Genomic DNA, 11,748 nt, shown 5'->3' on the forward strand with positions numbered 1-11,748 from the left:
CAGCCCTGTCCAGTGACGGGCGCGCCTGCGGGGCCGGAGCCGTTCAGCCATGCGGATCCATGCGCTGGCGGCTTAGCCGGAGATATCCCGCCTTACCCTTCGCAAATGCTGCTCGACGTAAAAGGCCGCGGCATCCTCATCGCCGATGATGATGGATTCGTAAATCAGCTGATGTTCCGCAACGTACAAGCCAATACGCTCCTCGTCATAGATGCCATCATCGCGCAAGCGCTGCCAGAGAGGCTGCGCCATGGCTTTGGCCACCTCATCCGCGATGCGCACCATCAGCGCATCGCCTGTCATCACCGCCAGTTGCCGGTGGAACAAGCGGTCGCTTTCGCTCCAGAGCACTTGCTGCGCCGGAATGTCTATGTTTTTGACCCCCTTCATTTGCGCCAGGTAATACTCCGCCCTTTCATCGCGCTGGCCTTTTCTGGCCGCCATGCGGGCAATGGCCGGTTCTAGTATCAGCCTAACTTCCAGCGTCGATATCGGACTGTCGTCCGCCTGCCCGCGCTCGTTTGCGGGCACGGCTTGCCGCAGCCGTTGCAAGGCATCCGGGCAGACATAGGTGCCCGATCCACGACGCGTCATCACCAGTTGCTGATTCTGCAAAGCGCCAATGGCCTCCCGTACGGCGGGCCGGCTCACGCGGTAACGGGCGGCGAGCTCTCTTTCCGAGGGCAGCCGCGACTCAGGAGGAAACTCCCCTCCAACAATGCCGTTGCGGATCTGTTCAGCAAGCTGCTCATAGATGGGAAGCGGCTGAAAGTGGCTCTGTTCCAGAGTACTGGCATCCATTCTGGTTACCCCAAAACCAATTTGTTGTGAATTGGTGACAATTACGACCATGCCCCCGCCGCCGCAGCAGAAGCCCTTGTGACGCCGCCTCTAAATTGGTAATTTACAAAACAAGTTAACGATATAACAAGGTAATTTTAAGACCAGTTTTATGGATTCCGGCAAAAACCCCAAGGGTAAACCGCGGATTTGGTCTGAATTTTGCCACTTATCGATGAGGGAGCACCATGTCCATCCCCGTACTGCCCGCCTCCGCAACCAAGAGCTTGTTGCCGATTGCCGATCTTTGTCAGGCCCTGTCCCTTGCCGCCGCCGAATACACGGCAGGGCGAATCATCAGCCCGGAGCGACAGGTGCTGCCCTTGCGGGGCGACGCCGTGCTGCTGTCCATGCCGGCCAGCGCCAGCGATATCGGCATTCACAAACTGGTCAACGTGTGCCCGGACAACCTCAAGCAGGGCCTCCCCACCATCCATGGCATCGTCAGCGTGTACGACGCCCTCACCGGCCAGCCGCTGCTGATTCTTGACGGCCCCACGGTGACCGCTCAGCGCACCGCCGCCATTTCCATGCTGGCGATCAACAGCCTGTACGCCGGCAGGCCGCCATCGCGCTGATAGGCACCGGCAAGCAGGCCTCCGGCCATCTGGAAGCCATTGCCGCCCTGTTCCCGGACATCCGCGTGGATGTGCATGGCAGGGAAATGGCGGACAGCGCCGAATTCTGCCGCCGGCACGCCCCCCTTCCCTTAGCGCTACGGCCATGCCGCGGCCGCGTAGCGGACGATGTCGGCGTAGTGATCACACTGACCACCAGCAAAGCGCCGATCTACCACGAGGACGCCCGCAGCAACCGGCTATTGGTGGGAGTGGGAGCGTTTCGTCCGGACATGGCCGAAATCGGGCCGGCCGCCATCGCCGGCAGCCAGCTGTTCTCTGACGACCCTGTCGGAGCGCGGCATGAAGCCGGAGACCTGATCCAGGCGGGCGTGGACTGGGACACCGTGCAGTCCTTGGCTGAGGCGATAGCAGGACGCTACGACATCAAGCGCCCGCGGCTGTTCAAGAGCGTGGGCACCGCGGCCTGGGATTTGGCGGCGGCGCGCTGCGCGCTGGTGCATTGGAAGGCCGGTTAGCCGGGCGGCAACGTCCAGTTAGCCAAACGAACGGTGCGCCAACGCACCCGGTGATAAATAGGGTGATAAATAGGAGGAGTGAACACATGGATCCATTGCCTGCGGATTTTGTCATCGAGACCGTGGAAATGCACACCGGCGGCGAGCCGGTGCGCATCGTGCTCAACCTTGGCGACAGGATTCAAGGAGCGGACATCCTGGCCAAACGCCGTTTCATGAGCGAGCGCCTGGACCCCGTGCGCCGCCTGCTCATGCATGAACCACGCGGCCATTACGATATGTATGGCGCGGTGCTGGTGCAGCCCTCCATGCCAAACGCGGACCTCGCCGTGCTGTTCACCCACAACGAAGGCTATAGCACCATGTGCGGGCATGCCGTGATCGCCCTGGCCCGCTTTGCGGTGGACAGCGGCAAAGTGCCCGCCGTGGCGCCGCTGACGCGGGTGGGCATCGAATGTCCATGCGGCCTGGTGGAAGCCTTGGTGGAAATCCAGAACGGCAAGGCCGGCGCCGTGCAATTCGAGAGCGTGCCCGCCTTCGCCTTTGCCCTGGACCTGCCCGTCACCGTGCCGGGCATCGGCGAAGTGGTCGTGGATATCGGCTACGGCGGCGCCTTCTACGCAGTCGTCGCCGCTGAAAAGCTGGGCGTGTCGCTGGATGGCCGCCTGCGCGAGCTGGTGGACGCCGCCTCCGCCCTCACCCAGGCGGTGCGCGACGCCATCGCGGTGCGCCACCCCATTGCCGACGACCTGAGCTTCTTGTACGGCAGCATCCTCACCGATGGCCGCGAGCGGGCCGCCGATGGCGGCAGCCGCAATGTCTGCGTCTTTGCCGACGCCGAAGTCGACCGCAGCCCCACCGGCTCCGGCGTCACCGCGCGCATGGCCATCCGACACGCCAAGGGGCTGGTCGCGCCTGGGGAAACCTGCGAATTTCAAAGCCTGACCGGAGCGCTGTTCAGCGGCACAGTGACCCGCCAAGCCCAACTGCCGGGCCATGACGCGGTGACGGTACGCGTGGCCGGGCGCGCCCACTACAGCGGCAAAGCCAGTTGGTCATTGGAGCCTGACGATTTGATTGGCCGGGGCTTTCTACTGCATTGAACGCTTGCGTGGCGGCCCCCGGCCGCGCAAGGCGATGGCGCGGCCAGCCATCAAAACAGAGCAGCGCAAAGGAGACACGCATGAAACAGCAGCATCCTCGCAGCCTGACCGTCCTATTGGCTCTTGGCGGCACGATGACCCTCTTCGCCCTCAGCCCCGCCCATGCCGACACCGTGGTGAAAATAGGCTTCTCCTCGCCCTTGTCCGGCCCGCAATCCCACTACGGCAAGGACAATGAGAACGGAGCCAAGCTGGCGATCAACGAGCTGAACGCCAAGCCCATCACCCTCGGCGGCCAAAAAGTGAAGTTCGAACTGCGGTCCGAAGACGACCAGGCGGACCCGCGAGCCGGCACGCAAGCTGCTCAACGCCTGATGGATGCCGGCGTCAAAGCAGTGATCGGCCACTTCAACTCCGGCGTGACCATTCCCGCCTCCCGCATCTACGCCAAGGCCGGCGTCCCGCAGCTGTCGGTCTCCACCAACCCCGCCTACACCGCCGCCGGCTACAAAACCGCCTTCCGTCTGGTGGGCAGCGACAGCCAGGTGGGCGGCGCGCTGGGACGCTATGCGGTACAGCAGCTCAAGGCGCAACGCATCGCGGTCATCGACGATCGCACCGCTTACGGCCAGGGCATTGCCGACGAATTCATCCAATCCATCACCAGCCTGGGCAAGCCGCCGATCAAGCGTGAATACACCCATGACAAGGCCACCGATTTCAGCGCCATCCTGACCGTGCTGAAAGCGCAGAAGCCGGACATCGTGTTCTACGGCGGCGCGGACGCCCAAGCCGCGCCGATGGCGCGCCAGATGAAGCGCCTGGGCATGAGCGCCACCTTGATGGGCGGCGACATGCTGAGCACCGAGACCTTTATCAAACTGGCCGGCGCCAATGCGCTTGGCCACATCTCCGCCGTACCCAGCGGGCCGCTGGAAGCGCGGCCGGCAGGCAAGGCATTTCAAGCGCGCTACCAGGCCAGTTACCAACAAAACGTCGTCCTGTTCGCCCCGCACTTCTACGACGCGGTCATGATGGTGGCCGACGCCATGAAGCGCGCCAACTCGCCGGAACCGGCCAAATACCTGCCGCTGCTGGCCCAAACCCGCTATCAGGGCGTCAGCGCCGACTTCAGCTTCGACACCAAGGGCAATCTGAAGCAAGCGCCCGTGACGATCTCCGCGGTGGAAGGCAATGCCTGGAAGGTGCGGTCGGTGGTGCAGTAAGAACCGGTTTACGATCTGCTGCGCGTCGGCGATACGGCGTTGAAAACAGCTTCGAAATGCTCATGTACCACGCGTACATTCCGCTTTCTCAGCCGCAACGCCTTGTCTCGCCTTAGCTCGCGAGATCGTAAACACGTTCTAAGAACCAATTCATAATCTGCTGCGCGTCGGCGATACCGCCTTGCCTCAGATTCTCTGCGGGGTTTTGTTAGCCGTTCTCAATTCGCCCGCGTCGCGGACGCAAACCCCGGCCAAGCGCCAAAGCTGGCGGGCGGCTCGCCGCCGCCCGTCCCGGATCAGCCCTCGATCACCAACAGGTCTTCATAGAAAGCGCCAAACTCGCCGGACGGATCGGCAATCTGGATTTCCAGAATCCACAAACCGGTGTCCGGGCATTGGGCGAAATCGCCCAGGCTGCCGGCCTTGTAAATGGCGTGCGGAAAGTCCGATACCCGGTGGCCCTTGATGTCCAGGTTCAGCCGCCAGCCCATTGCCTCGGCGCGCTCCGCCGCGTACTGGTACAAGGCCGGGCCGGCCAGGCGCTCGCGCCGCCACTTGTCCGCCACCTCCTGCCACAGCTGGCGCGCCGCCTCGGCACAGGCCTGCTTGCGCGCGTTGTCGCCGACCACGAAGGTATCGCCGGCGTCGCCCTCGTGGCCGTCCCAGACAATGCCCAGGTCAATGAAAAAGATATCGTCGTCCAGCAGCACATTGTCCGGGTCGATCTGCTGCTTGAAGATTTTCAGCGTGCTGCGGCCAAAGCGGATGATGATGCCGTGCCAGATGCGGTCCATGCCCATGCTTTCCAGCTCAGCCTTGGCCAAATCCTTGGCCTGCTGTTCGGTCATGCCGGGGCGGATCTGCGCGGCGATGCGCCGCACCGCCGCCATGGTTTTGTCGCGGGCGACGATCATTTTGTCCAGGGAGAAAGCGCTGCCCACCGCTTCCGGAGGGAGAGAGACTGTGGTCATAAGAAATGCCCTGTCTTAAGAACCTGTTTGCGATCTGCTGCGCTGCATGAGAAGTGACACGGTGAGTACCGCTTTGGAATGCTCATATACCACAAGTACATTCCGCTTCCTCAGCCGGTTTCGCCTGGTCTCGCTCTTGCTCGCGAGAACGTAAGCAGGTTCAAAAAATAAAGTGATGAAATGGGCAGTGAAGTATACCGCAACGCAGCAGAATCATGACATTCAAATTACGGACAAATCCTCCTGCCAGCCCCTGCCCTCGCGCCCCCGCTGGCTTGACCCTGCCGGCCCACTCGGTAACAATCGCCGGGTGCTGTTATTCACGGCACCGGGATTGGCATCTCGCAATTAACAACCAACGGACATATGCGTTACCGCATAGGCCCGTATTTCTCCATGGCTGCGCCAAATTCGGCAGGCTCGTGGTGGGGGAGCGCCCCGCGCTCGCCGGTTGGTTGTTACCGGAAATGCCAATCCTGCCTCGCGCCTGCCAACTCCCGTCTGAATACCTGGCAGGTGGTTTATCTTGTGTCAGCGCAGGAGAAACACCATGTCGAAAACCTTTCCCACTCGCCGCCGCTATCGCCAAGCCTCGCTGGAAGCGCGCGAAACCCTGCTCCCCTTCGTGTCCCGACGCCCAGGACGGCCGCAAGCCGATTACTGGCAGATGCCGGCCGCCCACCCGGACTACGCCGCCGACTGCGCCTACGGCCGCGAATGCGGCGCGCACTTCGTCCAATGGCTGAAGGACAACCCCGGCTATTGCGGCCAAAGCCTGCTGGCGCGCATCACCCGCGACATCGACTTCCGCAAGCCGGAGCAGCGCGGCTACCGAGTGGGCTTCTTCAACTATCTGGAAGCCATGCTGACGCTGGCCGCACGCAAGGTGGACGTGTTCGAGCATGTTGACGAACTGCACCGCCAGCAGCAGGCGCAGATCAAACGCAAGAATATGGAAAACCGTGCAGTGCGGAAGATAGAGAAGAAGTAAGGAAGAACGAACCCCGGCTTTGGCCGGGGTTTGGTTTGGTAGAGGGCTTTAGGGGAAGGTGCGCAACACAACAAGAACTGATCATTCAAATATAGAAATCAGGTCACTCATGATGAGAATAATGACCAGCGCAAAATAGTACCCCCCCTGCAGACATATAACTGCTCTCGCAGTGAGTAGAGACCACTCTAACATTCGACTTGAAAAGCGAACAAATAGCAACCAAGGCTTGCCAACCGGCTACCTCACTCAACGCATTTATTAAGAGGCTTTCAATGCTTACGACCATACAATAACAACATCTAACAACATTCACACTCCATCTCTAGCAGATTTTATATCAAGAAGATTAATTTTTCCAATTTTAGCCTTATGAATCACAATCGTTAGCCTTGCTGGATATTTAAATCTCATCTCACTAATTCTAAATGTCCATAGCATAATTTTCAACAGATCCTCATCACCAATACTCTTATGCCCTTTAATTCGCGTAATTCCCGATCCAAATATCGGAACTGAAACACTCTGTTGAGCGTACACATTATTTATTCTATCCCAAAAATTTATCAGAAACTCTAGGTACTCTGGCATTGTAAGTACAGCCTTATTATCACCATCAAACTTTGAGAATGCAGTCAACATAAAATCATTGTAGACACAAACACTTCCAATCTGATATCTAACCCTTTTCCCAACCTTTCTATCCGCAACAATCCCGAGCTTTTCGCTTTCGCTAAAAGGATAGCTCTCAATATATTGATCAAGATCTAAAACTGGCACCCCAAGATGCCTTTTTATAAAAACACCATTCAACGACTCTTCCGCAATAACCTTATTATCAACCTGCGTATCAAAATATTCATTAAAAGCAATAACTTTCAATCCTGATTCTAAAAAAATATCACCGACCTTGATTGTAACATCGCTTCCTTCAATATCAATATTGATCTTATTAAGCTTATTAGACCAAATCCAAACGCCCAAGTAAACCAACACCAACAGCACAACAAAAACCCCACCACAGGCTGCCTTATATTTTGTAGGCACCTCAAAAAACAACACAAACAGAGACAATACCACACTTATTCCGGAGATAATCTTGAGAAAAATCCCAACCACCTTTCTATCAAATAGACCAACCTTTGTCATGTATTATACCAATAGAAATTTGCAGCTACCTTAGTTGCCACCATAAAATCCGCATCATTTAAAGACATTTCAATAACATCCTTTCTCATAGGAATGTGAAGCGTCGGAACCTTGCCCATCGACTCTCTAAATATAGGTAGCTTACCCCAAAGGCTTTTTATTGGCTGCCCCAACGATCCATTTACTAGAAGACTCTGCTTGGTATCATACTCTGGATACACAACAATAACCGGCAATCCCTGATCATTTATTCCGTAATCTATTTCCTCTCGCAGCGCTCTCGAGTTTGCCGTATTCGAACTGAGAAAAAGTATAATATTTTTTGAATTTCTAAGCCGCTCACGAAGCCTTGGCTTTAGCGTCATTTCCCAGCTGCTATTATCACGCACATTATATGTTTTATCATGCGAATCATTAAATGGGAAAAGCACTTCCTTCCCCTTCCATGCCCGCAACATATTGTAGTAACAAAAGTCTCTTGTAGCATGAGCACCAAGTGCACTTGTACTAAAAGGCTCTGCAACATAAAAGGCTGAGTAATTTCCGTTACGATATGCCATTTTTCCTCCAAAAAAATTATATGCCCACAGCAAACTACTGCACAGACCCACCCTTTAACCCACTACAGAACAACATTACTATCTTGCAGCATTGCATTTGCTGAATAATATTTCTCTCATAAAAAACAAAGATTCAATCAATTACGCATCAAAAAGGAATCTCATCATCGATAGGTTCCGCTTTTGAAATAACAGATTTCTCCAGTCTCACCCACGACAACTCCCATCTATCTGCAGTGAACGGCTTAAGCACCCCTTTCCCATCAAAAATATCTCGCTTAACTTTAAGCAGGCGCTGCTCTTGCTTTCCCTTTTCATTCAGATCATAGAAGCGAACAAACTCAATAAACTCCGGATCATCCCAACTATCTTCCTCTACTGGAGTATAAGACCGAGCAGAATCAAGCCAGATAGTAAACTCTTTAAAGTTAGTAAAATAAATTCTATACTTAACGGTCAGTAATTTTTTTACTTGCTCGAACATGGGATGGTTGGCAAAAAGAATTTCCTTCGTCGCCTCATCCCCTTTTTCGCGAGTCTCCGTAAGGTATTGGACCAATTGTCCAATAGTTTGAATGTTACGTTGAAGCTCTTGAATTAATTCCGTTTGAGGCCTCTTACTTTGCTCGGATAGCAAATGTTGAAACAACCCAGCCCATTGCTCCTGCAAAAGCATCGCAATGTCTTGTGATGTATCAAACGAAAAAATCGGATTACCCTGAGGAAGCGCATATACCTCCTCTAGAAATTCATACACTTTTGTATTGTCAACTGCGCGAAATTTTACACCTGCAATAGCTTTATTATCACGGTAGAACGAATACTCTTCCCGCACCGTCCGCTCGATGAAAACGTACACCTGTTTACCCTTGGCAAATGCCGTCCTAAGCTCAGCTTGGGTAACAGAATAGGGGGTTTTATCCGAAGCGGTCCCAAACTTGCCTCCTATTATACAGATAAGAATGTCGCAGTTATCAATTTCTCGATATGCGTACTCTTCAGGCTTATCTTCTTTTCCGTATGAGATATGGCCACGCTCATGCATTACTGGTTCATAGCCATGATCTCTGATGAAGCGCTCAAGATCTGCTCGGATCGATTTGAGATCATAGTAGGTGGAGCTAATAAATATTCTGGGCTTCGCCATACGAGTTCCTTATAAGATCTGCTACCCACTTACAAAACACTAGCAGCCAAAGTCATGTCTACAAGGCATTAAAATGCATATTTTTTATTATTCACTCAGAGCAGCAAATACAATTTTAATAGTGGACCCAGCATGTAAGGCATTGACCTAAGAGCCATCACCGCTCAAGACCTTAACCCAGCTACAACGTTTATTGGCATGGACACTCTGCTCGCTAAAATTACAAGAATCGAAAAGTCCAGAGCCGCCTATTCACAACCATCTCCTGTAAAAACTGTGCTCCTCGCAACCTCAACCCCCGCAATATCAATCTTCACCATCCCCATCATCGCGTCGAATACCCGCTTGGCGGCGGCGCGGTCCGGATCGGCCAGCACCTCGGTCAACGCGCGTGGCGTGATTTGCCAGCTTGGCCCCACTTATCCTTGCACCCGCCGCAGGCGCTGGCCTGGCCGCCGTTGCCGACGATGGCCTGCCACAGACGGTCGGTTTCGGCCTGCTCTTCGGCGGCCACCCGACCAGAAGTAATGACGTATAAATTAGACCACTTTATAGCACATGGGCATTTTTTGCGGCATTGATCCAAAGCAGGCACTCATAAAAAAGCCTTCTCAGCCGCGACATCACTTCCGCAAGCCGGAGCAGCGTAGCTACTGGGCTGGCTTCTTCAAGCATCTGTAAGCCATACTCACGCAGGCCGCGCGCAAGGTGGACGCGTTTGAGGACGTTGACGAATGGCATCGCCAGCAGCGGGCACAGATCAAACGCAAGAGTATGGAAAACCGCTCAGTGCGGCGGATAGAGAAGAAATAAGGAAGAACGAACCCCGGCTTTGGCCGGGGCTTGGTTTGGGGCGTGACGCTTTCTGAAATAATAATTGCTTAGCTTGCGGCCTCTTAGCCCCTTAGCTGTCCCTCGTGGAGGGCCGCAAGCGGCCAGTTTGCCCATCAAATGGAACTGTCCCCAACCGTTCACTGGGAAGTTCGTTTCAGTGGTTCAGCTTGAACATATTGACGTGAACGCAGGAGGGGACGGCATAGTAGGTCATCAGGTGGTTCTCCAGTTCCGTCGCTGCCGTGGCGAGGTTCGTCAATGTGTGAACGCCAGAATTGGGATCGAAGAAATAGAGATCGCTACCGTCATAGGCAAGCGCCACAGAGTGGGGCGTAGTGCTTTGCATGGCGATCAGGGCCGCGCCGCGCCCGCTGCTCACCAACAGTTCGATGGTGTGCGTCAGCAACTGGACGAAGCCTCCCTCGAAGAAGGAAGACAAGGTTCCAATCGACTTGCAGCCCAGGGTCTGCGCCTCCTGTGAGTACAGGTTATGAAACGCCTGGATGGCCTTGCCCTGGTTGCGAATACCGGGAAGGTTGCCTCCTCTGGGGTCGCTGATCGGCTGGTTGTCAATGTCGGTTTCATAGGCGCCGGATGTCATGAGGCCATCACAGATCTGGTCCTGCAAAGCCATGATGCGCTCAACCTTCCGACTGATATTCCGCTGTTCCAACATGTCGGCAAGTCCCGGCACCGGACCCAAGTCGAGCGCGCGCATGCAGAAATAAAAGGAAATGCCTTCGCAGGAGCCACTATGCCGTGCGTTGAAGTCACTTTGTTTGCAAGCCAAAACGAGGGTGATAGCCACAACATGCTCCTTGCTTATTCTCGGTTTTCATAACCAGCTTCGACTGACCGAGCCGGATATTCGAAGTGAGTCCTGCTCGAAGAACGACCGGCGAAAGGCATACAACTGCAATCTGGCCCCTTTAAATTTCCTGTAGCAGGCGCCTGACGCTTCTAAGAACCTGTTTACGATCTGCTGCGCTGCGTGGCACGTTACACGATGAGTACGCCTTCGAAATGCTCATGTACCACTTGTACATTCCGCTTTCTCAGCCGTTTTCGCTTTGTCTCGCTCTTGCTCGCAAGATCGTAAACACGTTCTACGCAATTGAAACAAGAAAAGCATTGGGCTCAGGAGTAAGCCGATGGCGTGTTGCTGCCCGAAATCAGCCACTTTGGGCCGTCAACAGCCACCTGAAAAATAACAACTACCCCCTCCTCGCCTTCTCAATCCCGGCAATATCAATCTTCACCATCTCCATCATCGCGTCGAACACCCGCTTGGCGGCGGCGCGGTCGGGATCGGCCAGCGCCTCGGTCAACACACGCGGGGTGATTTGCCAGCTCAGGCCCCATTTATCCTTGCACCAGCCGCAGGCGCTGGCCTGGCCGCCGTTGCCGACGATGGCCTGCCACAGGCGGTCGGTTTCGGCCTGGTCTTCGGTGGCCACCTGAAAGGAGAAGGCTTCGCTATGTTTGAAGGCTGGGCCGCCGTTGATACCCAGACAGGGAATGCCCAGCACGGTGAATGCCACGGTGAGCGCATCGCCTTCTTGGCCGGCCGGGTAATCGCCGGGCGCGCGCAGCACCGCGCCGACGCGGCTGTCCGGGAAGGTGGCGGCGTAGAAGCGCGCGGCGTCTTCGGCGTCGCCGTCGTACCACAGGCAGATGGTGTTTTTGCCCATTCCCCTTCCCTTTGCTGGCTCATATCGCTCAAAGACAGGCCATTGCCATGCACAAGAATAAGCAATGGCCGCATGCCCAAAACATACATTTGTCATGGTAGACAATTTTGGCGATCTCGCCGCGCGCATAAAAAAAGCCT

General features: G+C 55.4%; 13 protein-coding genes. 5 read left to right on the forward strand and 8 right to left on the reverse strand.

The genetic code is table 11. The features are described from left to right. Positions 1-72 precede the first annotated feature (72 nt). Positions 73-852: a FadR/GntR family transcriptional regulator gene (locus AB1Z25_RS12990; RefSeq protein ID WP_486635410.1), complete on the reverse strand. Its 780-nt coding sequence runs from the start codon at positions 850-852 to the stop codon at positions 73-75. 176 nt (positions 853-1,028) lie between these two features. Here AB1Z25_RS12990 and AB1Z25_RS12995 point away from each other — a divergent pair, with 176 nt between their 5' ends. From AB1Z25_RS12995 to AB1Z25_RS13010, 4 genes are all read left to right on the forward strand, one after another. Further along, complete coding sequence (locus AB1Z25_RS12995) at positions 1,029-1,418, forward strand: Rossmann-fold NAD(P)-binding domain-containing protein (protein WP_486635411.1); 390 nt, start codon at positions 1,029-1,031, stop codon at positions 1,416-1,418. A gap of 47 nt (positions 1,419-1,465) precedes the next feature. Further along, positions 1,466-1,936 carry a Rossmann-fold NAD(P)-binding domain-containing protein gene (locus tag AB1Z25_RS13000; RefSeq protein ID WP_486637348.1) on the forward strand — a complete coding sequence of 157 codons (471 nt, stop codon included), beginning with the start codon at positions 1,466-1,468 and terminating at the stop codon, positions 1,934-1,936. 86 nt (positions 1,937-2,022) lie between these two features. After that, entirely contained in the window at positions 2,023-3,039 is a 1,017-nt protein-coding gene (locus AB1Z25_RS13005) for a proline racemase family protein (protein WP_486635412.1), read from the forward strand. 80 nt (positions 3,040-3,119) lie between these two features. After that, positions 3,120-4,265, forward strand: a complete 1,146-nt coding sequence (locus tag AB1Z25_RS13010) for a branched-chain amino acid ABC transporter substrate-binding protein (RefSeq protein WP_486635413.1) — start codon at positions 3,120-3,122, stop codon at positions 4,263-4,265. Between the two features lie 296 nt (positions 4,266-4,561). Here AB1Z25_RS13010 and AB1Z25_RS13015 read toward each other — a convergent pair whose 3' ends face one another. Then, positions 4,562-5,236 (reverse strand): M24 family metallopeptidase, encoded by a 675-nt coding sequence (locus AB1Z25_RS13015; RefSeq protein ID WP_227107776.1) that lies wholly within the window; start codon positions 5,234-5,236, stop codon positions 4,562-4,564. Between the two features lie 550 nt (positions 5,237-5,786). On the opposite strand from AB1Z25_RS13015, the gene AB1Z25_RS13020 reads away from it, so the two are divergent. Next, complete coding sequence (locus AB1Z25_RS13020) at positions 5,787-6,227, forward strand: hypothetical protein (RefSeq protein WP_107800132.1); 441 nt, start codon at positions 5,787-5,789, stop codon at positions 6,225-6,227. 312 nt (positions 6,228-6,539) lie between these two features. On the opposite strand, the gene AB1Z25_RS13025 is transcribed toward AB1Z25_RS13020, so the two are convergent. From AB1Z25_RS13025 to AB1Z25_RS13050, 6 genes are all read right to left on the reverse strand, one after another. Then, the gene (locus AB1Z25_RS13025; RefSeq protein ID WP_486635414.1) at positions 6,540-7,376 is read right to left on the reverse strand and encodes a macro domain-containing protein; all 837 of its coding nucleotides are present in this window, start codon (positions 7,374-7,376) and stop codon (positions 6,540-6,542) included. After that, positions 7,373-7,936: a TIR domain-containing protein gene (locus AB1Z25_RS13030; RefSeq protein WP_486635415.1), complete on the reverse strand. Its 564-nt coding sequence runs from the start codon at positions 7,934-7,936 to the stop codon at positions 7,373-7,375. Before AB1Z25_RS13030 ends, AB1Z25_RS13025 begins: the two co-directional genes overlap by 4 nt. Positions 7,937-8,084: 148 nt before the next feature. Then, on the reverse strand, positions 8,085-9,083 hold the full coding sequence (locus tag AB1Z25_RS13035; protein ID WP_486635416.1) for a DUF4062 domain-containing protein: 999 nt from the start codon (positions 9,081-9,083) through the stop codon (positions 8,085-8,087). 382 nt (positions 9,084-9,465) lie between these two features. Beyond that, positions 9,466-9,678 carry a VOC family protein gene (locus AB1Z25_RS13040; protein ID WP_486635417.1) on the reverse strand — a complete coding sequence of 71 codons (213 nt, stop codon included), beginning with the start codon at positions 9,676-9,678 and terminating at the stop codon, positions 9,466-9,468. A gap of 393 nt (positions 9,679-10,071) precedes the next feature. Beyond that, a complete protein-coding gene (locus AB1Z25_RS13045; protein WP_486635418.1) occupies positions 10,072-10,725 on the reverse strand; it encodes a hypothetical protein in 654 nt (217 codons plus the stop codon). 406 nt (positions 10,726-11,131) lie between these two features. Beyond that, positions 11,132-11,608, reverse strand: a complete 477-nt coding sequence (locus AB1Z25_RS13050; protein WP_486635419.1) for a VOC family protein — start codon at positions 11,606-11,608, stop codon at positions 11,132-11,134. Between the last annotated feature and the right edge of the window lie 140 nt (positions 11,609-11,748).

Source organism: Chromobacterium sp. HL1 (genome assembly GCF_057418835.1).